General features: G+C 68.6%; 18 protein-coding genes. 8 read left to right on the top strand and 10 right to left on the bottom strand.

Annotated features, from left to right (window positions below):
• From ACWDNU_RS24565 to ACWDNU_RS24545, 5 genes are all read right to left on the bottom strand, one after another.
• On the bottom strand, positions 1 to 1,602 hold the full coding sequence (locus ACWDNU_RS24565) for an acyl-CoA carboxylase subunit beta (RefSeq protein WP_449670604.1): 1,602 nt from the start codon (positions 1,600 to 1,602) through the stop codon (positions 1 to 3).
• The gene (locus ACWDNU_RS24560; RefSeq protein WP_449670603.1) at positions 1,599 to 2,792 is read right to left on the bottom strand and encodes an acyl-CoA dehydrogenase family protein; all 1,194 of its coding nucleotides are present in this window, start codon (positions 2,790 to 2,792) and stop codon (positions 1,599 to 1,601) included. Before ACWDNU_RS24560 ends, ACWDNU_RS24565 begins: the two co-directional genes overlap by 4 nt.
• Positions 2,747 to 4,441 (bottom strand): acyclic terpene utilization AtuA family protein, encoded by a 1,695-nt coding sequence (locus ACWDNU_RS24555; protein ID WP_449670602.1) that lies wholly within the window; start codon positions 4,439 to 4,441, stop codon positions 2,747 to 2,749. The genes ACWDNU_RS24560 and ACWDNU_RS24555 overlap by 46 nt, the downstream gene beginning before the upstream one ends.
• Entirely contained in the window at positions 4,438 to 5,229 is a 792-nt protein-coding gene (locus ACWDNU_RS24550) for a TIGR03084 family metal-binding protein (protein ID WP_370938689.1), read from the bottom strand. Before ACWDNU_RS24550 ends, ACWDNU_RS24555 begins: the two co-directional genes overlap by 4 nt.
• Before the next feature lie 151 nt (positions 5,230 to 5,380).
• Positions 5,381 to 5,746, bottom strand: coding sequence for a VOC family protein (locus tag ACWDNU_RS24545; protein ID WP_449670601.1), 366 nt, complete (start codon positions 5,744 to 5,746; stop codon positions 5,381 to 5,383).
• 81 nt (positions 5,747 to 5,827) lie between these two features.
• Here ACWDNU_RS24545 and ACWDNU_RS24540 point away from each other — a divergent pair, with 81 nt between their 5' ends.
• From ACWDNU_RS24540 to ACWDNU_RS24515, 6 genes are all read left to right on the top strand, one after another.
• Positions 5,828 to 6,661: an enoyl-CoA hydratase-related protein gene (locus ACWDNU_RS24540; RefSeq protein ID WP_449670600.1), complete on the top strand. Its 834-nt coding sequence runs from the start codon at positions 5,828 to 5,830 to the stop codon at positions 6,659 to 6,661.
• A complete protein-coding gene (locus ACWDNU_RS24535; protein ID WP_449670599.1) occupies positions 6,658 to 7,269 on the top strand; it encodes an acetoacetate decarboxylase family protein in 612 nt (203 codons plus the stop codon). The genes ACWDNU_RS24540 and ACWDNU_RS24535 overlap by 4 nt, the downstream gene beginning before the upstream one ends.
• Positions 7,270 to 7,485: 216 nt before the next feature.
• Positions 7,486 to 10,455 (top strand): ribonucleoside-diphosphate reductase subunit alpha, encoded by a 2,970-nt coding sequence (locus ACWDNU_RS24530; RefSeq protein WP_449670598.1) that lies wholly within the window; start codon positions 7,486 to 7,488, stop codon positions 10,453 to 10,455.
• 10 nt (positions 10,456 to 10,465) lie between these two features.
• A complete protein-coding gene (locus ACWDNU_RS24525; protein ID WP_134663605.1) occupies positions 10,466 to 11,539 on the top strand; it encodes a ribonucleotide-diphosphate reductase subunit beta in 1,074 nt (357 codons plus the stop codon).
• A 363-nt stretch (positions 11,540 to 11,902) separates the two neighbouring features.
• Complete coding sequence (locus ACWDNU_RS24520) at positions 11,903 to 13,306, top strand: cytochrome P450 (RefSeq protein WP_449670643.1); 1,404 nt, start codon at positions 11,903 to 11,905, stop codon at positions 13,304 to 13,306.
• A gap of 246 nt (positions 13,307 to 13,552) precedes the next feature.
• Positions 13,553 to 15,406 (top strand): diguanylate cyclase domain-containing protein, encoded by a 1,854-nt coding sequence (locus ACWDNU_RS24515; protein ID WP_449670597.1) that lies wholly within the window; start codon positions 13,553 to 13,555, stop codon positions 15,404 to 15,406.
• 119 nt (positions 15,407 to 15,525) lie between these two features.
• Here the strand turns inward: ACWDNU_RS24515 and ACWDNU_RS24510 are convergent, their stop codons facing one another.
• On the bottom strand, positions 15,526 to 15,972 hold the full coding sequence (locus tag ACWDNU_RS24510) for a hypothetical protein (protein WP_449670596.1): 447 nt from the start codon (positions 15,970 to 15,972) through the stop codon (positions 15,526 to 15,528).
• Between the two features lie 197 nt (positions 15,973 to 16,169).
• Here ACWDNU_RS24510 and ACWDNU_RS24505 point away from each other — a divergent pair, with 197 nt between their 5' ends.
• Entirely contained in the window at positions 16,170 to 16,628 is a 459-nt protein-coding gene (locus ACWDNU_RS24505; RefSeq protein ID WP_449670642.1) for a peroxiredoxin, read from the top strand.
• Positions 16,629 to 16,800: 172 nt separating this feature from the next.
• On the opposite strand, the gene ACWDNU_RS24500 is transcribed toward ACWDNU_RS24505, so the two are convergent.
• The 4 genes from ACWDNU_RS24500 to ACWDNU_RS24485 form a co-directional block, all read right to left on the bottom strand.
• A complete protein-coding gene (locus tag ACWDNU_RS24500) occupies positions 16,801 to 17,325 on the bottom strand; it encodes a GNAT family N-acetyltransferase (protein WP_449670595.1) in 525 nt (174 codons plus the stop codon).
• Positions 17,326 to 17,401: 76 nt separating this feature from the next.
• Positions 17,402 to 18,595 carry an LCP family protein gene (locus ACWDNU_RS24495; protein ID WP_449670594.1) on the bottom strand — a complete coding sequence of 398 codons (1,194 nt, stop codon included), beginning with the start codon at positions 18,593 to 18,595 and terminating at the stop codon, positions 17,402 to 17,404.
• Positions 18,596 to 18,705: 110 nt separating this feature from the next.
• Positions 18,706 to 19,968 carry a class I SAM-dependent methyltransferase gene (locus tag ACWDNU_RS24490; protein ID WP_449670593.1) on the bottom strand — a complete coding sequence of 421 codons (1,263 nt, stop codon included), beginning with the start codon at positions 19,966 to 19,968 and terminating at the stop codon, positions 18,706 to 18,708.
• An 89-nt stretch (positions 19,969 to 20,057) separates the two neighbouring features.
• Positions 20,058 to 20,783: an alpha/beta hydrolase gene (locus ACWDNU_RS24485; RefSeq protein ID WP_449670641.1), complete on the bottom strand. Its 726-nt coding sequence runs from the start codon at positions 20,781 to 20,783 to the stop codon at positions 20,058 to 20,060.
• Positions 20,784 to 20,864: 81 nt separating this feature from the next.
• Here ACWDNU_RS24485 and ACWDNU_RS24480 point away from each other — a divergent pair, with 81 nt between their 5' ends.
• The gene (locus ACWDNU_RS24480; protein ID WP_449670592.1) at positions 20,865 to 21,593 is read left to right on the top strand and encodes a sugar isomerase domain-containing protein; all 729 of its coding nucleotides are present in this window, start codon (positions 20,865 to 20,867) and stop codon (positions 21,591 to 21,593) included.
• Positions 21,594 to 21,748 lie beyond the last annotated feature (155 nt).

Genomic DNA, 21,748 nt, shown 5'->3' with positions numbered 1-21,748 from the left:
TCACATCCGGAAGACGCCGAAGCCGCCTTCGACGCCCTTGACTGGTCCGTTGTGGATCGCCGACAGGCTCAGCCCGAGCACCGTGCGGGTGTCGCGCGGGTCGATGATGCCGTCGTCGTAAAGCATGCCGGACAGGAACATCGGCATCGATTCCGCCTCGATCTGGTTCTCCACCATGGCGCGCATCGCGGCGTCGTTTTCCTCGCTGTACTCCTGGCCCCGGCTCGCCGCCGCGGCGCGGGCCACAATGGACAGCACCCCGGCCAGCTGCGCCGGTCCCATCACCGCGGACTTCGCGCTCGGCCACGCGAACAGGAACCGCGGATCGTAGGCCCGGCCGCACATCCCGTAATGCCCGGCCCCGTAGGACGCTCCCATGAGGACGGACAGGTGCGGCACCTTCGAGTTCGACACCGCGTTGATCATCAGCGCGCCGTGCTTGATGATGCCGCTCTGCTCGTATTCCTTGCCGACCATGTAGCCGGTCGTGTTGTGCAGGAATACCAGCGGCGTGTCGATCTGGTTGGCCAGCTGGATGAACTGCGCGGCCTTCTGCGATTCCTCGCCGAACAGCACGCCCTGTGCGTTCGCCAGGATGCCGACCGGATAACCGTGGATGCTCGCCCACCCGGTGACCAGGCTCGGCCCGTACAGCGGCTTGAACTCGTCGAAGTCCGAACCGTCCACGACGCGCGCGATCACCTCGCGCGGGTCGAACGGGACCTTCAGATCGGTCGGCACGATGCCCAGCAGGTCTTCGGGGTCGAACACCGGCTCGGCGTAGTCCGGTTTGGCCGCCGGACCCTGTTTGGTCCAGTTGAGCCGCTTGATGATGCCGCGGCCGAGGCGGATCGCGTCCTCCTCGTCGACGGCGAGGTAATCGGCGAGCCCGGACGTCCGCGCGTGCATTTCCGCGCCGCCGAGGGATTCGTCGTCGGATTCCTCGCCGGTCGCCATCTTGACCAGCGGCGGCCCGCCGAGGAACACCTTCGCGCGTTCCTTCACCATCACGACGTAATCGGACATGCCGGGCAGATACGCGCCGCCCGCGGTCGAGTTGCCGAACACCAGCGCGACGGTCGGCACCTTCGCCGCCGAGGACCGCGTCAGATCACGGAAGACCCGGCCGCCGGGGATGAAGATTTCCTTCTGCGTCGGAAGATCCGCGCCGCCGGACTCGACCAAATTGATCACCGGAAGCCGGTTCTGCGCCGCGATGTCCGCCGCCCGGAACGATTTCTTCGTCGTCCACGGGTTGCTCGCGCCGCCCTTGACCGTCGGGTCGCTGGCCGAGATCAGGCATTCGACGCCTTCCACGACGCCGATCCCGGTGATCACGCTCGCGCCGACCCGGTAGTCCGAACCCCACGCGGCCAGCGGCGACAGCTCCAGGAACGGCGAATCCTCGTCCAGGAGCAGTTCGATCCGTTCGCGCGCCAGCAATTTCCCGCGCTTGCGATGCCGTTCGACGTACTTTTCCCCGCCGCCGGCGACCGCTTTGGCCTGTTCGGCGTCGATCTCCGCGAGCTTCTCCAGCATCGCCTCGCGGTTCGCGGCGAACTCGTCGGCCCGGGTGTCCACTGTGGACCTGATAGTGGTCATGCGGTGTATCCCAATCGCTTCGCGGCCAGTCCGGTCAGGATTTCGGTGGTGCCGCCGCCGATGCCGAGAATGCGGACGTCGCGGTAGTGCCGTTCCACTTCGGCCTCGCGCATGTAGCCGAGCCCGCCGTGCAGCTGCACCGCCTCGTTCACGACCCATTCAGCGGTCTGCACCGCGGTGTTCTTCGCGAAACACGCCTCGGCGATCACTTCTTCGCCGGACACGTGCCGGATCGCGACCTGCCGGGCATACGTCCGGGCGACGTCGACCTTGCAGGCCATCTCGGTGAGCTTGTGCTGCACGACCTGCCGCGAAATCAGCGGACGCCCGAACGTCTCGCGCATCCGGCACCAGTCCACCGTCAAGTCCAGTGCCCGCTGCGCGTGCGCATACGCTTGCACCGCCAGCGAAAGCCGTTCAGTCACGAACTGCGTGGCCACCTGAGCGAACCCGCTGTTCTCCGCCCCGATCAAGTTCTCCGCCGGGACACGAACGTCCACATAAGACAATTCAGCGGTGTCCGAGGCCGCCCAGCCCATCTTCTCCAGCTTGCGCGACACCGTGAACCCCGGCGTCCCGCGCTCGACCACGATCAGCGAAAGACCATGCGCGCCCGCTTCGCCGGTTCGGACCACAGTGGTCACAAAGTCCGCGCGACACCCGGAAGTGATGAACGTTTTGGCCCCGTTGACCACATACTCGTCACCCTCGCGCACCGCCGTGGTGCGGATCCCAGCAACATCGGAGCCGCCGTCCGGCTCAGTGACCGCCAGCGAGCCGATCTTCTCGCCTTCGAGAGTCGGCCGCACCCAGCGTTCGATCTGCACCGGGTCGCCGGCCTCGACGATGTGGGGCACCGCGATCCCGCAGGTGAACAGCGACGCGAACAGCCCGCCGGACCCGCCCGCGTAGTGCATTTCCTCGGCGACCACGAGCGCGTCGAGGTAATTGCCGTCGCCGCCGCCCGCGGATTCGGGGAACGCGACCCCGAGCAGGCCCAGCTGTCCCGCCTTGCGATGCAGGTCGCGCGGCAGTTCCCCGGCCCGCTCCCAGTCGTCGAGGTGCGGCAGCACGTCCTTCTCCACGAACCGGCGCACCGTCGCGCGCAGTTCGGTGCGTTCCGGCGTGCGGAACGGATCCACGGTCACAGCAGCGCCTCCGGGACGTCGAGTTCGCGCGCCCGCAGCCATTCGCCGAGCGCCTTCGCCTGGGGATCGAACCTGGCCTGCGAAGCGACGCCGTCGCCGAGAATGCCCTCGACCACGAAGTTCATCGCCCACAGGTTCGGCAGCAGATGCCGGGTGACCGGCAGTCCTTCGGTTTCCGGCAGCAACCGGCGGAATTCCCCGACGGTCAGCCGGTGCACGAGCCAGCGCCACGCTTCCTCGGACCGCACCCACACGCCGAGGTTCGCATTGCCGCCCTTGTCGCCGCTGCGCGCTCCGGCGACCAGACCAAGCGGGACCCGCCGCACCTTGTCCGCCTGCAACGGTTCCGGCAACGCTGGTTCGTCCACTTCGGACAACTCAAGCGTCTCCGAGGCGGGCGCGATGTCCACCTTGGACCCGTCCGGCAGCACCGCGACATGCGGGACCGCGCCAGCGTCCACAAAGGCCGCTGAGTAGACCCCGAACGGCGACGCGTCCGAAGGCGGTGCGGTCACGTGAAATCCCGGGTAGCTCGCAAGCGCCAATTCGATCGCCGCTCCGCTGAACGCACGTCCGGCAATCTTGGGATCGTTGTCCTTCACCGCGACGTGCAGCAGCGCACTGGCGCGTTCCTCGGTGTCGGCGTCCGCGTGGTCCGTGCGAGCGAGCGTCCACCGGACGTCGGCTGGCGGACGCTTCGCCAGCGCGCCTTCCAGCTGTTCCCGCACCAGCGCGGCTTTCTGCTCGATGTCCAGTCCGGTAAGGACGAACGTCGTCTCATTCCGGAACCCGCCGAGCCGGTTGAGGCACACCTTCAACGTCGGCGGCGGCGCTTCCCCGCGCACCCCGCTGATCCGCACCCGATCCGGCCCGTCGTCCGAAAGCGACAGTGCGTCGAACCGTGCCGTCACATCAGGATTCGCATACCGCGCACCGGTGATCTCATACAACAGCTGCGCCGTGACAGTTCCGGTATTGACCACCCCACCGGTCCCCGGATGCTTCGTGATCACACTGGACCCGTCCGCGTGGATCTCCGCGAGCGGGAATCCCGGCACACCGATCGGCTGTTCACGGAAGAACGAGTAGTTTCCGCCAGTCGCCTGCGCGCCGCATTCGATGACGTGACCCGCCGCGACCGCCCCAGCGAGCGCGTCGTAGTCGTCACGGGCCCAGCCGAAATGCGCCGCCGCCGGTCCGACGATCACCGACGCGTCCGTGACCCGCCCGGTCACCACCACGTCCGCACCGGCTTTCAGGCATTCCGCGATCCCCCACGCGCCGAGATAAGCGTTGGCAGTCAACGGACTCTCGAACCCGAACTCGTCCGCACGCGCGATCAGATCGTCGCCTTCGACGTGCGCGACGCGGACATCGAGACCGAGCTTCGCGGCCAGCTCCCGCAACGCGTCGGCGAGCCCGGCCGGGTTGAGCCCGCCCGCGTTCGCGACGATCCGGACGCCCTTTTCCTTAGCCAGCCCGAGATTCTCCTCCATCTGCCGGAGGAACGTCTTGGCGTAGCCGCGCGCCGGGTCCTTCATCCGGTCGCGGCCGAGGATGAGCATGGTCAGCTCGGCGAGATAGTCACCGGTCAGGACGTCCAGCGGGCCGCCGGTCAGCATCTCGCGCACGGCGGAGAACCGGTCGCCGTAAAACCCGGACGCGTTCCCGACGCGCAACGGCGCGCTCACGCGAACTGCCCCGGCTTGCGTCCCGCTCCGGGCGGCCCGGCGAACGCCTGCGCGATGCCCAGCCACTCCTCGACATCCGCGCCAGTCGCGACCAAATCAGTGTCCGCCGGATGCCGCCGCTGTGTCGCGACCAGACAGAAGTCGAGCGCGCTGCCGGTGAGCCGCTGCTCCGCGTCCTCCGGCCCGAATGCCCACGTGCTGCCGTCCGGCGCGACCAGCTCGACCCGGAATTCTTCGGTCGGCGGCGCGAGCGAGTGCAGTTTGTACGCGAAATCGCGCGTCCGCGTGCCGAACCGGGCGATGTGCCACAGCCGTTCGGTGGGCTCGCGCGTGACGCCGAGCGCGTCGGCGATGTCCTGACCGTGCGCCCAGGTCTCCATCATCCGCGCGGTCGCCATGGACGCCGCACTCATCGGCGGGCCGTACCAAGGAAGTTTCTGCCCCTCCGGCACCGCAGCGAGCGCCTCGGCAAGCGCGGCCCGTCCCGCACGCCACTGGGCCAGCAGCTCGTCCGGCGGCAGCTGAGCCCCTTCTTCGGCACCCGCGTCGACGTAGTTTTCGCCGATGCTCAACAGGTTTTCGACCTCGGACTGCCAGTCCTCCGGCCGGCTCGCGGAGATCAGCGATTTGCCGTCGGTCCACGCCAGATGCGCGACCTGATGCGCGATGCTCCAGCCGGGCGCCGGCGTCGGCCGCGCCCACCCGTCCGCGGGCAACCCGGCGACCAGGTCGTCGACCGCCTGCGATTCGGCCGCGAGATCCCGGAGGATCCCCGCGAGATCAGCCATTCCTGCGCCTCCCTGCGTCCGCCGCACCACCTCGTGCGGACCCAGCGTGGACCCTGGCCCCGGAAAAATCAAGCGCGCCTGATTGTTTTTGCCCCGGCCGCGTGCCGTGCGGGGACCAGGACGGAATCAAGGTCCCCGCACGGACAGCGGATCAGCCGTGCGCGGTGTCGATGACGCAGAACCGGTTGCCTTCCGGATCCGCGAGGACCACGAAGTCCGGATCCGGCGGGTAGTGCGGCCAGTCCACCTGCCGCGCCCCCAGTCCCACCAGCCGAGAGACCTCCGCCGCCTGGTCCGCGGCATCCCCGGCGTACAGGTCCAGATGCACCCGCGGCACCTCCTGCACCGGCGCCGAACTCCGCTGGAACGCCACCCCCGGCCTCGCGCCGTCCGGCGGCAGCAGCACCACGAAATCCTTGGCGTCGTCCCGCCGCGCGTACCCCAGCGCGTCGCTCCAGAACGAGACCGCGCGCTCCATGTCCTCGACTCCCAGCACCACCGTGCCCACCTTCAGCATGATCCGAGCATGCCCCGGCCACGATCGCCCAACCGTTATTGACACATTGAAAACAAGGCTCCGGCGCCCTACCGTCCTCCCATGGACTCCTACGCGGAGATCGCCTGCGACGTCGCCGGCAAAGTCGCGACCGTCCTGCTCGACCGGCCCGAGGCCCGCAACGGCTACACGACCCGGATGGCCGACGAACTCGCCGACGCCCTCGACCGCGCCGACCGGGACGAGAACATCCGCGCGGTCGTGCTCGGAACCACCGGCAAGGACTTCTCCGTCGGAGCCGACCTCTCGTCCGGCGGGTTCGACTTCGGCGACCGCCCGCCGGACGACTGGCAGGAACCCGCGGGCCGCGTCTCGAAGCGGATCTTCACCATGAACAAGCCGGTGCTCGCCGCGCTGCGCGGGGCGTCCGTCGGCGCGGGGATCACCATCACGCTGTCCTGCGACTACCGGTTCGCCGCCACCGACTCCAAGTTCGGCTTCGTCTTCACCCGCCGCGGGATCTACCCCGAGGGCGCGTCCGCGTGGTTCCTCCCCCGGCTCGTCGGGATGGGCGCGGCCGTCGACTGGATGGTCAGCGGACGGCTCTTCGGCCCCGAGGAAGCGCTCCAAACCGGGCTCGTCCACCGGATCCACGAGCCCGAGGACGTCCTGAGCCAGGCCCAAGAAAAGGCCCGAGAAATCGCCGAGACCACCGCACCCGTCGCGGTGGCGGTCACCCGCCAGCTGCTCTACCGGATGGCCTCGGCCCCGTCGCCGTTCGACGTCCACCAGGTGGACTCGAAGCTCATCTCCCAGCTGGGTTCGAACCCCGACGCCGTCGAAGGCATCGCCTCGTTCTTCCAGAAACGCCCGCCCGAGTTCCCGTTGCGCGTGGACCGAGATCTGCCGCCCTACCTGCCGTGGACCAGCGAATGACCGAGTACCCGCCCGAACCGTGGCATCTCGCCGCCGACGCCTGCATCTCCATCTGGCGCGTGCCGATCGACGAACTGCCCGCGCTGCCCACCGGCGCCGAGCCGCTGCTCCTCAACAACCAGGCCGCCGTCTTCACCGCCTGGATCGACTACCTCCCGTCCGGTCAGTTGAGCTACCACGAACTCCTCTCCTGCGTCGCCGTGCGCGGCCGCGGGCTCGCCGCGTCGATCACCGACATCTGGGTCGACAGCGAGGTCTCGCGCGCGGGCGGGCGCGAACTGTGGGGCATTCCGAAGGACCTCGCGGCCTTCACCTTCACCGGCGGGCGCACCTTCACCGCCGCGGCCTCCGACGACTGGATCGCCACCGCCGCCTTCACCCCGCGCGTCGGGCTCCCGATCACACTCCCGGTACGCTTCGAGATCGCTCAGGCGCGAAACGGCAGCCCGCTGCGTAGCCCGGTCGAGTGGCGCGCGAAACCGCGCGCGGCGGCCGCGGACTGGTCGGTCAACCCGGCCGGGCCGCTGGGGTACCTGGCCGGGAAACGGCCCGTGGCCAGTGCGGCACTGGGCGCCACGAAGCTCCGTTTCGGATCTTGCCCTCGGTGATCGGATAACCCGCCAGGGTGAGAGTGACACGCCATACCTTGGGGCCCGTGCGAGCTTGAACCCCAAGATGTAGTCTCTGGGAACCGGCAGCCCCCAGCGACGGGGAGACCGCTTGACGAGGGCGGCCGGGCTGTTTCGACGAAACCGCAGCGCATGGCCTTGACCGGCTGTGTGCCGCTCGAACGCGCCCATTTCGAGGAACTGTTGGAGACACGCATGTCAGTGGAAACCGGTCAGCGGCCGCCGTCGGCGGCGGAGGGGGCCCCGAGCGCGGTCCGCGTCATCCGGCGGGACGGAAGCGTCTCGCCCTTCGACGCGGGCAAGATCTCGGTGGCGCTGACCAAGGCCTTCCTCGCGGTCGAGGGCGGCGACGCCGCCGCGTCCTCCCGCGTGCACCACGTGGTCGCGGAGCTGACCGGGCAGGTCGAGGCGGCGCTGCTGCGCCACACCGGCCCGGAGACCGCGCTGCACATCGAGCAGATCCAGGACCAGGTCGAACTCGCTCTGATGCGCGGCGAGCACCACAAGGTCGCCCGCGCCTACGTCCTCTACCGCGACGAGCGCTCGAAGGCCCGCGAGGCCGCCGCGCCGGCGTCGGCCGAGGTCGCGCTGAGCGTCAAGGGCGCCGACGGGACGCTGCGCCCGCTCGACTGGGCGCGCGTTTCGCACGTCGTCGGCGAGGCCGTCGCCGGGCTCGAGGACGTGTCCGCCGAGCCGGTGCTGGCCGAGGCCAAGCGCAACCTCTACGACGGCATCACCGCCGACGAACTCGCCCTCGCGCAGATCATGGCCGCGCGCGTGCTCGTCGAGCAGGAGCCGAACTACTCGTTCGTGTCCGCCCGGCTGCTGCTGGACAAGCTGCGCGGCGAGGCGCTGAGCTACCTCGCGCAGAAGCCGCGGCAGGCCAGCCAGGACGAAATGACGAGCGAATACCCGGCGTACTTCCGCGCCTACCTGCGCCGCGCGGTCGAGCTGGAACTGGTCGACGGCGAGCTGCTGGGCTTCGACCTGGACAAGATCACCGCCGCCATTCACGCCGAGCGCGACCTCGACTTCGGCTTCCTCGGCCTGCAGACGCTGTACGACCGGTACTTCCAGCACCACAACGGCGTCCGGTTCGAGCTGCCGCAGGCGTTCTTCATGCGCGTCGCGATGGGCCTGGCGATCCGCGAGGACAACCGCGAAGCCCGCGCGATCGAGTTCTACGAGCTGCTCTCGACGTTCCACTTCATGGCGTCCACCCCGACGCTGTTCAACAGCGGCACCAACCGTGCGCAGCTGTCGTCCTGCTTCCTGACCACCGTGGACGACGACCTGGACTCGATTTTCCAGGCGTACAAGAACAACGCGCTGCTGGCCAAGTACTCCGGCGGCCTCGGCAACGACTGGACCCCGGTCCGCGGCCTCGGCGCGCACATCAAGGGCACCAACGGCCAGTCCCAGGGCGTCGTGCCGTTCCTGAAGATCGCCAACGACACCGCGGTCGCGGTCAACCAGGGCGGCAAGCGCAAGGGCGCGGCCTGCGCGTACCTGGAGACCTGGCACGTCGACATCGAGGAATTCCTCGACCTGCGCAAGAACACCGGCGACGACCGGCGGCGCACGCACGACATGAACACCGCCAACTGGGTCCCGGACGAGTTCCTGCGCCGCGTCGAAGCGAACGCCGAGTGGACGCTGTTCTCGCCGAACGAGACGCCGGACCTGCACGACCTCTACGGCAACGCGTTCGCGCAGCGCTACCGCGAGTACGAGGCGGCCGCCGCGCGCGGCGAGATCAAGGTGTTCCGCAAGGTCCGCGCGGTCGAGCTGTGGCGGCGCATGCTGACCATGCTGTTCGAGACCGGCCACCCGTGGATCACCTTCAAGGACCCGTGCAACCTGCGTTCGCCGCAGCAGCACGTCGGCGTCGTGCACTCGTCCAACCTGTGCACCGAGATCACGCTGAACACGAACACCGAAGAGGTCGCGGTCTGCAACCTCGGCTCGGTGAACCTGCTCAAGCACGTCACCCCTGAAGGGCTCGACACCAAGCGGCTCGAGAAGACCGTGCGCACCGCGGTGCGCATGCTCGACAACGTGATCGACATCAACTTCTACACGATCCCGGAGGCGCGCCGTTCCAACCTGCGCCACCGTCCGGTCGGCCTGGGCATCATGGGATTCCAGGACGCGCTGTTCGAGCTGGGCGTGCCGTTCGCGTCCGCCGACGCGGTGAAGTTCGCCGACACTTCGATGGAGCACCTCTCCTACTACGCGATCTCGGCCTCGACCGATCTCGCCGAGGAGCGCGGCCAGTACCAGACGTTCGAGGGTTCCTTGTGGAGCAAGGGAATCCTGCCGATCGACTCGATGCAGCTGCTCATCGACGCCCGCCAGGGCGACGGCCTCGACGTCGACACCTCCACGACGCTGGACTGGGCCCCGCTGCGCGAGCGCGTCAGGACCGTCGGCATGCGCAACTCCAACGTGATGGCGATCGCGCCGACCGCGACGATCTCCAACATCTCCGGCGTCGGCCAGTCGATCGAGCCGCTGTTCCAGAACCTGTACGTCAAGTCGAACATGTCCGGCGACTTCACCGTCGTCAACCCGCACCTGGTCAAGAGCCTCAAGGCGCGCGGCCTGTGGGACGAGGTCATGGTCAGCGACCTGAAGTACTTCGACGGCAGCCTCGGCCAGATCGACCGCGTCCCGGACGACCTCAAGGCGCTGTACGCGACGGCCTTCGAGATCGAGTCGAAGTGGATCGTGGACGCCGGTTCGGTGCGGCAGAAGTGGATCGACCAGGCCCAGTCGCTGAACCTGTACATCGCGGCTCCGAGCGGGCGCAAGCTCGACGAGCTGTACCGCTACGCCTGGCACAAGGGCCTCAAGACCACGTACTACCTGCGGGCGCAGTCCGCGACGCACGTGGAGAAGAGCACCCTGCGCGGCACCGACGGCAAGCTGAACGCCGTCTCCGCCACTCCGGCTCCCGCCGCTGCCGCTGCCCCCGCTGCTTCCCCGGCCCCGGCTGCCACGCCGTCGCCGTCCGCCGCGGTCCCGGCCGCCACTCCGTCGCCGTCGCCCGCCGCGGCCGTTCCGGCGGAGCCGAAGGAAATGCCGAAGACCGACGTCGACTTCGTCGCCACCGAGGGCGCTGCCTGCCGGATCGACGACCCCGACTGCGAAGCCTGCCAGTAAGGAACCCTTGATGACGAACGTGGAAACGACGGACGCGACCGGCCTCGGCGAAATCGAGGTCGGCGCGGCCCGGATCAACGTCGACGACAAGCGCATGATCAACGCGCGCGCCGACGTCAACCAGCTGCTGCCGATGAAGTACCGGTGGGCGTGGGACAAGTACCTCGCGGCGTGCAACAACCACTGGATGCCGACCGAGGTCGCGATGCAGGCGGACATCGCGCTGTGGAAGTCGCCGGACGGCCTCACCGAGGACGAGCGGCAGATGCTCAAGCGCAACCTCGGCTTCTTCGCGACGGCGGAGTCCTTGGTGGCCAACAACATCGTGCTCGCGGTGTACCGGCAGATCACCAACCCGGAGTGCCGCCAGTACCTGCTGCGCCAGGCCTTCGAGGAGGCCGTGCACACGCACACCTTCCAGTACATCTGCGAAAGCCTCGGCCTCGTCGAGGGCGAGCTGTTCAACATGTACCGCGAGGTCCCGTCCATTTCGGACAAGGACGCGTGGGCGCTGAAGTACACGCAGAACCTGGAAAACCCGGACTTCGAAACCGGCACGCCGGAAGCCGACCAGGCGTTCCTGCGCGATCTCGTGGCGTTCTACGTGATCTTCGAAGGCATGTGGTTCTACACCGGTTTCGCCCAGATCCTGTCGCTGGGCCGCCGGAACAAGATGGTCGGCATCGCCGAGCAGTACCAGTACATCCTGCGCGACGAGTCGATCCACCTGAACTTCGGCATCGACTGCATCAACCAGATCAAGATCGAGAACCCGCACCTCTGGACCGAAGAGTTCCAGGCCGAGGTGCGCGGAATGCTGCAGGACGCGTGCGAACTGGAAGTGAAGTACGCCCGCGACACCATGCCGCGCGGCATGCTCGGCCTGTCGGCTGACCTGTGCGAGCAGTACATGCACTTCATCACCGACCGCCGCGCCCAGCAGATCGGCCTGACCCCGATCTACGGCGAGAACGAAAACCCGTTCCCGTGGATGTCGGAGGCGATGGACTTGAAGAAGGAGAAGAACTTCTTCGAGACCCGGGTCATCGAGTACCAGTCAGGCGGCGCCCTGGACTGGGACTGAGCATCCCAACGCATTGAAGCTCGGCCGCGCCCTGACAAACCAGGGCGCGGCCGAGTTTTTTTAACCCCCAGCGATCTCGCCGCCAGGCGACGAGAACTCACCCCTCGCACAAAGCCCCCGAGGATCACCCGAACGGCAGCCCCGCCAGGTATTGTCAGAACGTCAATAACAGAGGACCGTGGACGCGACCGATACCCTTGCCGGGAGGTGGTCGTCATGGCGGACGTGACCGGAAAAGCGGGAATCCCGACGACCGGCGGCGCGCTCGGCCGGGTCGCCCGAGTAGGTCCCGACGCGCTCGGCAAGGTCGCCCACGCCGGGAGCGACAGCGTCACAAAACTGTCCGAAAACCTCCGCGGCCGAATGCCGCCCCTAACCGCGATCCCGTTGCCGCGCAAGGTAGACGAACGCTGGCTCAGCGCCCGCTGGCCAGTCAGCGAACTCGCCACACCCCCAGCCGGCAGCGGCCTGAAACCCATCCTCGGCGACGACGGCCCACCCCTGATCGGCCACACCCTCGACGGGATGCGGTTCGGCCTCGACTTCAGCCTCCGCCGCTTCGAGCAGTTCGGCCCAGTCTCGTGGATGGGCGTGTTCGGCCAACGCATCGTGACGCTGTCCGGACCCGACGCCACCCAGACCGCCCTCGTCAACAAGGACAAGGCCTTCTCCCAGGAGGGCTGGAAGTTCTTCATCGAGCGATTCTTCGAGCGCGGCCTCATGCTGCTCGACTTCGGCGAGCACCACCTGCACCGCCGCATCATGCAGGAGGCTTTCACCCGAGACCGGCTCCGCGGCTATGTCGCACAGATGGGCCCGGCGCTGCGCGAGGGCGTCGCCGCGCTGCCGTCCGGCCGCCCCCAGCTGTATTGGGCGTTCAAACAGCTGACGCTGGACGTCGCGACGCAGGTTTTCATGGGCATGCGCTCCGCCGCCGACGCCGAGCGCATCAACCGCGCGTTCGTGGCCGCTGTGCGCGCCGGTACCGCCGTCGTGCGATATCCGGTGCCTGGCGGCCGCTGGGCCGCGGGTTTGCGCGGCAGGCGGACGCTGGAGCGCTATTTCGGGGAGAACCTCGCGGCGAAGCGCGACGCGGACGGCGACGACCTGTTCTCCGCGCTCTGCCACGCGGCCTCCGAGGACGGCGACCGGTTCAGCGACGCCGACATCGTCAACCACATGATCTTCCTGATGATGGCCGCGCACGACACGACCACCATCACCGCCAGCGCGATGGCCTACTACCTCGCGAAGCACCCGGAATGGCAGGAGCGCGCCCGCGAGGAGTCGCTGCGCCTCGGCGACGACCTGCCGGACCTCGAAGCGCTGGAGAGCCTCGAAACGCTGGACCTCGTCATGAAAGAGGCGCTGCGGCTGCGCGCGCCGGTGCCGTCGCTCGCGCGAAAGACCACAAAGGACACTTCCGTCCTCGGCCACTACCTGCCGGAAGGCACGATGGTCGCGGTTTCGCCGACGCTGAACCACTACTCCCCCGAGCACTGGACCGATCCGCTGCGCTTCGACCCCGAGCGGTTCGGCCCGGACCGCCGCGAGGACAAATCGCACCGGTTCGCGTGGATGCCGTTCGGCGGCGGCGCGCACAAGTGCATCGGGCTGCAGTTCGGCGGCCTGGAGGTCAAGGCGCTCATGCACGAGCTGCTGCGGGCGCACCGCTGGTCGGTGCCCGAGGACTACGTCTCCAAGTGGGACTACGTCTCGCTTCCGGTGCCCGCCGACGGGCTCCCGGCCCGGCTGGCCTATCGTTGACGGCCGCCGAGCGGGACAGAAAGGTCGACAGCTGGAGACAAAACCGCAGTACAGGCCACCTTCGTGTACTCAAGGTGACTTGATGTCACCAGTTGTGTAGTGCCCATCACTCGTTCAGCCGGTAGACACCCTGTTAGCTCCGTGATGCCGTGGCATCACTTGCGGCCAACTCGTACCCAGTGTGGGTCTTCGGATCCTCCGCACCGGGCCTGAGCTGGTCTTTGTCCGCGTATGAAGAGGTGGAGAGTGCCGGAGCCTGGTGCCGCGCCAGGGTTGGTCGACGTCGCGCGCAAGTACGCGGCGGCGCTGACCGACACCAACGGAGTAACGCTCCCTCCCGCCGAGGTGGAGCGGATCCTGCTCGACTTCGCCGGCGAGGTCGCCGAGCGTCCCGAGGACGCCGGCGCCACGCGCCGGTTCACCGCGCTTTTCTCCTCCGCGCCGATCGGCATCGCGCTCACCGGCCCGGACGGAACCGTCGTCGAGGCGAACGCCGCGCTGGCCCGGCTGCTCGGCACGTCCGCGATCGAGTTGCGGGACAAGCACATCGCCGACCTCGGAGCCGGCCCGCAGGATTCCGTGCGGCTGCGCTCCGCGATCGAGGGCCTGCCGCTCACCGCCGACGGCCGCCGGAGCATCCAGAGCGTGCAGCTCGGCCACAGCCTCGACGGCGAGCTCACCACGAACGTCACGATCGCGACGCTGCCCGGCGACCGTCCCGGGACGTACTTCCCGGTGTTCATGGCGGCCGATGACGACGACCTGCACCTGCTCGGCGAACGGCTGCGCCACCAGAACCTGCACGACCCGCTCACCGGGCTGCCCAACAGCGCCGCGTTCACCACCCGGCTGGAAACCGTGCTCGGCTCGAGCGGCACCGACGAGATCGCCTTGCTGTACCTGGACATCGACGGGTTCAAGGTGATCAACGATGGGCTCGGCACCGGCATGGGCGACCTCGTGCTGAAGGCGATCTCACGGAAGCTGGAGGCGGTGTTCACCGGCCAGTACGACGGTTACGTCGCCCGGCTGTCCGGCGACGGGTTCGCCGTGATCCTGCGCGGGTCGGAGCTGAACTCGCAGAAGACGGTCGTGCTGGCCGACCAAGTGCTGGAAGAACTCAGCGAGCCGGTGTACGTCGACGGACACGGCATCGGCGTCAGCGCGAGCATCGGGATCGTCGTGCGCCCGGCGCACGAAAGCAGCCACAGCGAACTGCTGCGCGCGGCCGAGCTGGCGCTGCACCGTGCCAAAGAGGCGGGCAAGGCGCAGTGGATGGAGTACGACCCGCAGAAAGACAACGAGAACCGCAACCGCTACCAGCTCGGTGCCGTGATCGCCGGTGCGCTGGAGAACGGCGAGTTCTCGCTGATCTACCAGCCGACGGTCAAGCTCGCGAAGCCGGACGAGATCGCCGCGGTGAACGCCGGTCTGCTCTGGAGCCATCCCGAACGCGGCGAACTCGGCCCCGAGGAGTTCTACCCGCTCGCGCAGACCACCGGCATGACCGTGCCGCTCGGCAAATGGCTGCTGCAGGAATCGCTGGGCGCGACCGCGCGCTGGCGCGAGCAATACGGCCCCGCCGCGCCGGACGTCTGCATCCGGCTGCCGAAGCGCCTGGCCATCGACCAAGACCTGGTGCTGCTGGTCAAAGATCAGCTGGACCGGCACCGCCTGCCCGCCCGAGCATTGCGGCTCTGCACCGACCGCACGTCGATGTTCGGCGACGACGGCGAGGTGCTGGACTCGTTCACCGTGCTCGCCGACCTTGGCGCGCAGCTGGTGCTCACCATCTCCGGATCGTCCGACCTGGAACTCATCCCGAGGTACGGGCTCCCGGTCAAGCACGTGATCCTCAGCGGCCCGGTAATCGACGCACTCGCCGGTCCGGACCCAGCGGATACCGACGTGCGGCACCTGTCGCAGCTGGTGACGCGAGCCAAGGAGCTTGGGCTGCGCATCGGGGCTGAGGGCGTGCGGGACGCTGACCACGCGGACCGGTTGCGGGAACAGGGAGTGCTGGCGGCTCGGGGTTCGTTCGTGACAGAGTCCGCGACGGGTGATGAGGTGGACGAAATGATCGCCCGGCACGCCAGCTGACGCTTTCCCGTCGTCCCGTCAACGTCATCCGCTGCCCAGTCGGCGTCGAGAACGACTTCCCGGCCCGAGCGCGCCATGTGGACCGGCGAGCACATCGAGGCTCCGAAGGCCACTATTTCCTAGCTGGCGTAAAGGAACACCCACGCGTGCATCTCGTCCGACTTCACCGGGCGAACGCCGTGCTCACCGATCTGGACTCCATACTGAATCAGCCCGTCCGGGACCTCGGACACCGTGATCGAGAAAACGCAGGCACTGCCGATCGGGGTGATTTGGAAGATCCCGTTCGGCAATGCGCCTTGGGCGACCAGCTCGCCGTTGCCGTTGTAGACGCGCACCGGGGCACCGGCTGCCGCATCCGAGTAGGTTCCGGTGCCCTTGCAGGCCGTCCCCTGCGTCAGCTTCTCGCCGCCGCTTGCGGGGATATCGAAGGCACCCCTCATAGTGAACGTCGGTGCCGACATTCGAGTGTCGGGAGGTGTGGTTTTCTGGCCGCTTTGAGTCCCCTCTGGCACGGCGGGCGTTTGGCCAGAGCATGCGGTGAGTGCAGCCATGATCGCCGTCAACGCTGCCACTGTCGCGGTCGCGCACTTCATGGTTGTCGGTCGCGTAGGTCACCCTGCGTGTTACGCCATCCGATCTGTGTCTACCGACCGTTACTCACCAGTGAGATGCTTGCCCCGTGGTTCGGGCCGCCGCGCAGCCGACCGGACGCCCGGGCAAGATGATGGCCACCGAATCGACCGGAAGGACCCCGTCCGCGATGCAGCCTGGCGACCTCGCCCCCGACTTCACCCTCCCCGACGACCAGGGCGTCGAACGCACCCTCTCGGGCCTCCTGGCCGACGGCCCGGTCGTGCTGTTCTTCTACCCGGCCGCGATGACGACCGGCTGCACCGCGGAAAGCTGTCACTTCCGGGACCTGGCCGCGGAATTCGCCGAGGCGGGCGCGCAGCGCGTCGGCATCAGCCCGGACGCCGTGGGCAAACAGCGGGAGTTCTCCGAGAAGCACAGCTTCGACTACCCGCTGCTGTCCGATGTGGACGGTACGGTGGCGAAGCAGTTCGGCGTGTGGCGCAAAATCCTGCCCCTGCACACGAAACGGCAGACGTTCGTGATCGCGGAAGACCGGCGGGTCTTGGACGTGATCAAGAGTGAACTGAACTTCACAGCGCATGCGGATCGGGCGCTGAAGGTACTGCGGGAGCGCGCGGACGCTTAACCTGCGCCACCCGGAAATCCCGCCCTCAGCCGAGGATTGCCCCAATGTGGCATTGGGTGCATGCAACGCACCCAATGTGGCATTCGGTGCGTGAGATGCACCCAATGCCGCATTGGGGCGCTCTCAAACCCAGCGGCGCACGCGAAGCCGATGAGCCGGGCGCGCGAAGCGCTTACGCAGGCCGCTCGAGCCGCCAAACCACGTTCACCCCGCTGCAAGCCGACGGAAGCCGCCCCTCGGCCTTCTCCTCCCCCACCCGCGAAAACCCCAGCCGCTCCGGAACCGCGCCGCTGCGGGCATTCTCCGAATCGTGCTTGATCAACACAAAAGCGGCGTCCAGCCGCCAAGCCAAAGCGACCAGCAACGCACTCGCCCGCGTCACAAACCCCTTGCCAGTCTGGGTTTTCGTGAGCCAGTACCCGATCTCCCACCCGTCGCCACGGCGCATCAAACCGCAACTGCCCGCCAGTTCGGAGTCCGGCGTATAGATCGCGTAGTTGTATTCCTCGCCGCTCTCCCATTGCGAGGCCACGCGCGTCAGGAATTCGTCGCCCTTGGCCTCGTCGTAGCCGTCGATCGCCCACGGCATCCAGGCGGCCAGGTGGTCCAGGGATCCCACCACAGCAGCCACCTGCGCGTCCCGATGCTCCGAGCGCCAGCGAACCAGGGTGACTACACCGTCGGTGAGAGTGTCCATGCGACCCATCCTGACAGCAGAAACGGCGGCAGGCTCGCGAATTTCGCGAAGACCGCCGCCGTTTCCCAAGAAAACGTCAGTGCATCACGATGTCCGGCGGCACCTCGGTGTCGTTCTTCAGCGCGTCGAACATCTGCCCGGACTTCTTCTTGTCCCAGTGCTGCGCCGACGCGTCGGTGAGCGGCACCGTCGTGGTCGTGACGCCGTCGGAGGAAATGCCGCGCATCGCGATCGCCAAGCCGACCAGGTTGTGCACGTGATCGCCGGTGTCCATGGTCAGCGCGTCCGGCGCGGAGCCCAGCAGCGGGAAGAAGTCGAACGGATTCAACAGAGTCCCGGGGCTGGCGATCTGGCTGACCAGCGCCCCGATGAACTTGCGCTGGTTCGCCACCCGGTCGAGGTCCGAGCGCGGCGTCGCGTCGGCGTGGCGCATCCGGACGAAGCCGAGCGCCGAGCGGCCGTCGAGCTTCTGGCAGCCCGCCTTGATGTCGATGCCGGTCATCGGGTCGTTCATGTCCTTGTCGATGCACATGTCGACCCCGCCGATCGCGTCGACGATGTTCGCGAAGCCGCCGAAGCCGATCTCCGCGTAGTGGTCCATGCGCAGGCCGGTGGCCTGTTCGACCGTCTGGACCAGCAGTTTCGGCCCGCCGAGGGCGAACGCGGCGTTGATCTTGCTCGTGCCGTGGCCGGGGATCTTCACCTGCGAGTCGCGCGGCAGGCTCAGCAGCGTCGGTTTGGTCGAATTGTCCGGGATGTGCGCGATCATGATCGTGTCGGTGCGCTGCCCGCCCGCCTCGCCGGAGTCGCCGGTGGCCAGCCGCTCCTCGTCTTCCGCGCTCAGGCCCTGGCGGCTGTCCGACCCGACGATCAGCCAGTTCGTGCCCGACGCGGCGGCCGGGCGCCCGGAGTAGTCGCCGATCGCGTCCACCCGGTTGATGGTGAACTCCAGATACGCCCAGACCCCGGCGAGGAACAGCACGAACACGATGAGCAGCGTCATCAGGATCTTGCCGACGCTCCACCGGCGGCGACGGCGCGGTCGCGGCTGCCTGCCCCCGTACTCCGGCGGGTCCTGCCTCGGCGGCCCCGGCGGCGGGGGCGGGGCCTCGCCGCGCGCTCCCATCGGCCGGGTGCGGGCGTCATACGGGCTCTGCCCCCTGCCCGGCAGCGGCATCATCTGCGCCCGCTGCTGCTGGCGCGGGCGTGCGGGGGGCTGCGGTGGGCCGGGCGGCATCCGCCGCCTGCCGTCGTCGCCTCCGTACGTCATGGGCCTGTCTCCCCGATCCGGTGGTGCGTGGCCGCGCAGGCTCCTGCGCGGTCCTCCTGCGGTGGACGTGCGGGACCCTACGCGGGTTGTTCCGGCGGGGAGAGACGGCCTCAGCGCGGGTCGGCGAACCCGAACTGGTGGACCTTCAGATGCCCCGACCGGAACCCGGCCTCGGAGTAGGCGAGATAGAACTCCCACATCCGCCGGAACACGTCGTCGAACCCGAAGCCGCGGATGTCGTCCCAGCGCTGCTGGAAGCGGTCCCGCCACAGCTTGAGCGTGCGGGCGTAGTCCTGGCCGAACTCGCGCATCCCGGCCAGCTTCAGCCGGGTGTTCTCGCGCATCCCGTCCTCGATCGCCTGCACCGACGGGATGATGCCGCCGGGGAAGACGTACTTGTGGATCCACGTGTAGGACTTGGCCGAGGCCAGCATCCGGTCGTGGTCCATGGTGATCGCCTGCAGGCCGAACTGCCCGCCGGGGCGCAGGCGCTTGCCGATCGTGGAGAAGAACGTCGGCCAGTAGGACGCGCCGACCGCCTCGATCATCTCCACGCTGACCACCGAGTCGTACTCGCCGGTGGCCTCGCGGTAGTCGCACAGCCGCACGTCGACGCGGTCGGAAAGGCCCGCCTCGGCGATCCGGGCGTCGGCGAGCACCTTCTGCTCCCGCGAGATGGTCAGCGACGTGACCTTCGCGCCGCGCGAGGCCGCGCGGATGGACAGCTCGCCCCATCCGGTGCCGATCTCCAGCACCTCGCTGCCTTTGCGCACTCCGGCGTAGTCGAGCACGCTGTCGAGCTTGCGGTGCTGCGCCTGAGTGAGCGTGTCCCCGGGGCCGAAGAGCGCGGAGGAGTACATCATCGACTCGTCCAGGAACGCGCTGAACAAGTCGTTCGACAGGTCGTAGTGCCGGTGGATGTTCGACCGCGCGCCTTCGACGGTGTTCTCTTCCTCGGACGGCTGCATGCGCTCGGCGAACCGGCGGAACCGCTGCAGGAACGGCGGCACCAGCGTGGCCAGCCGTTCGGCGAACGGCGTGAGGACGCCCGCCAGGTCGTCCGCCGTCCAGTCGCCGACCAGGTACGCCTCGCCGAAGCCGATCTTCGCGTCGGCTCCGAGCCGGTGGAAGAACGCCGCGGGCCGGTGGATGCGCATCTCCGGCGCTTCCGGGCCGCCCGCGCCGAGCACCGTGCCGTCCGGCAACGTGACGCGCACGTCCAGCGATTTCACCGCGTGCCGGAACAGCGCCTCGGCCGCGCGCGCCCGCAACGGCGAGTGCGGCGGCGTGGCGAGACCGGGCCATCGGGATTCGTCGGGCACCGGCTGCGAGGCCGCTGAGACCACTGTCGGATCGACTCGTGACGTGGACAAGACACTCCCTCCGAACGGGCTTTCGAGCCCTTCCCCATGATATTCCCGCTTCGTCCCGACTGCCTTCGCGACCGGGCCGCGCCGTCGGATTACCCCGGGATGCGCAGCCGGTCGCCGGAAGGGCGGGACCAGGCCTGACGGAGAGTCTCGTCCGTCTCGCCCACTCCGATCCGGTCCAGTGTGAAAGCACACATCAGCCGGGTCCAGACCGCGGGACGGCGGAGCATCGAATGGCCTTCCCCGGCGATCTCGAACCGCGCCACCAGGTCGGTGACCTCGCGGGCGCGCGCGGCGAAGGCGTAGGACTCGGCGGGCGAGGTCATCCGGTCGCGGGTGCCGTGCGCGATCAGCACCGCGCGGCCCGCGACGGCGTCCACCGGCTCGCCCTGCGGCGTCCACGGGGCCATCGCGCACACCCCGGTCACCGCCGGATCGTCGGCGACGCGCAGCGCGACGCGGCCGCCCATGGAATGGCCGACGAGGACCACCGGGAGCCCGGGATGGTCGGCGCGGATTTGTTCCAGCGCCCAGCGCGCGTCCGGGATCGGGCTTTCCATCCGGTCGTTCCAGCCGTACAGCCGGTTCCGCATCAACCGGACTTCCAGGCCGTGCCGCCGTCCGGCCCGGTGCAGCGAACGGGCCAGCGGCACCATGCGCTGATACGCCAGCCGCCACGGCTGGACGACCGCGGCGCTGCGTTCGGCCCCGCCGTGCAATACGAGCGCCACCGCGCGGGTCTGCCCGGGGGCACGCCACACCCGCACGGCCGGATCCGTCCGACCGTCTTGCCGTTTCCCGTTCACCGGCACCCCCATTCCGATCAACTCCACGGTAATCCACCACGAAGCGTGTCCACCCGATAGATTCGGTGCCCGGACCCGCGAGGAAGGGCAGGTGTGGTGAGCGCCACGGATCTCGTGAAGAGCACTTCGGACCATCTTGCGGCGGCAGCGGAGGCCAATGCCGCGCAGGTGTCCGCCGCCGCGGACCTGCTGCTGGGGGTGATCCGGGCCGACGCGCTCGTCTTCACCGCGGGCGCCGGGCACTCGCTGGCCGCGGTCGCCGAGACGTTCTACCGCGCGGGCGGGCTCGCCTGCGTGTATCCGGTGTACCACCCGGAACTGCTGCCGCTGCACGGCGCGCAGCACAGCACGCGCACCGAGCGCCGTTCCGGGCTCGCCGAAGAGGTGCTGGCCGAACGCGCGCCGGGAGCCGACGACGTGCTGGTCGTGTTCTCCACGTCCGGCGTGAACCCGTACCCGGTCGAACTGGCCGCCGGTGCGCGCCGCCGGGGCGCCGCGGTGATCGCGGTGACGTCGCGGGCGTGCGTAGCCGCCGCGCCGCGCCGGTCTCCCACGACGCTGGTCGAGGAAGGCAGCGTGGTGCTGGATTCGCTGGTGATTCCCGGCGACGCCAGCTATCCGGCTTCCGCGCCGAGCACCGGGCCGCTGTCCACTGTGGTCAACGCGTTTCTGTGGAACCTGATCCTGGCCGAGGTTTACGACCGGGGCACTGCCGAGGGGCTCGACGTTCCGCTGTGGCGCAGCTCCAATGTGGAGGGTGGCGACGCGGCGAACGCGGCGCTGCTGGCCAAATACGAACCTCGGGTTCCCGCTCTGCGCTGACTCCGTTCGCCGGTGCCCCCGCAAGGGCGCACAAGGTACGTGAGGGGAACCCTGAGGGAATCAGATTCCCTCAGGGTTCCCCTCACGTACTGGAAGCCCCGCCGACAGCCCCGGCGAGACCCGGCCGGAGGAGACCGGGTCACCGCGCTGGGCGA

The organism is Amycolatopsis sp. NPDC003676, assembly GCF_053587275.1.
This window is presented reverse-complemented; position numbering and strand designations above follow the sequence as displayed.

Excerpts from the sequence above, each read along its gene's own strand:
- ACWDNU_RS24560 (WP_449670603.1), bottom strand. The coding sequence starts at position 2,792 with ATGGCTGCGGGCGCGCGAACTCGACGTCCCGGAGGCGCTGCTGTGACC.
- ACWDNU_RS24505 (WP_449670642.1), top strand. The coding sequence starts at position 16,170 with ATGCAGCCTGGCGACCTCGCCCCCGACTTCACCCTCCCCGACGACCAG.
- ACWDNU_RS24550 (WP_370938689.1), bottom strand. The coding sequence starts at position 5,229 with ATGGCTGATCTCGCGGGGATCCTCCGGGATCTCGCGGCCGAATCGCAG.
- ACWDNU_RS24540 (WP_449670600.1), top strand. The coding sequence starts at position 5,828 with ATGGACTCCTACGCGGAGATCGCCTGCGACGTCGCCGGCAAAGTCGCG.
- ACWDNU_RS24545 (WP_449670601.1), bottom strand. The coding sequence starts at position 5,746 with ATGCTGAAGGTGGGCACGGTGGTGCTGGGAGTCGAGGACATGGAGCGC.
- ACWDNU_RS24485 (WP_449670641.1), bottom strand. The coding sequence starts at position 20,783 with ATGGGGGTGCCGGTGAACGGGAAACGGCAAGACGGTCGGACGGATCCG.
- ACWDNU_RS24500 (WP_449670595.1), bottom strand. The coding sequence starts at position 17,325 with ATGGACACTCTCACCGACGGTGTAGTCACCCTGGTTCGCTGGCGCTCG.
- ACWDNU_RS24565 (WP_449670604.1), bottom strand. The coding sequence starts at position 1,602 with ATGACCACTATCAGGTCCACAGTGGACACCCGGGCCGACGAGTTCGCC.
- ACWDNU_RS24520 (WP_449670643.1), top strand. The coding sequence starts at position 11,903 with ATGCCGCCCCTAACCGCGATCCCGTTGCCGCGCAAGGTAGACGAACGC.
- ACWDNU_RS24495 (WP_449670594.1), bottom strand. The coding sequence starts at position 18,595 with ATGACGTACGGAGGCGACGACGGCAGGCGGCGGATGCCGCCCGGCCCA.
- ACWDNU_RS24535 (WP_449670599.1), top strand. The coding sequence starts at position 6,658 with ATGACCGAGTACCCGCCCGAACCGTGGCATCTCGCCGCCGACGCCTGC.
- ACWDNU_RS24525 (WP_134663605.1), top strand. The coding sequence starts at position 10,466 with ATGACGAACGTGGAAACGACGGACGCGACCGGCCTCGGCGAAATCGAG.
- ACWDNU_RS24530 (WP_449670598.1), top strand. The coding sequence starts at position 7,486 with ATGTCAGTGGAAACCGGTCAGCGGCCGCCGTCGGCGGCGGAGGGGGCC.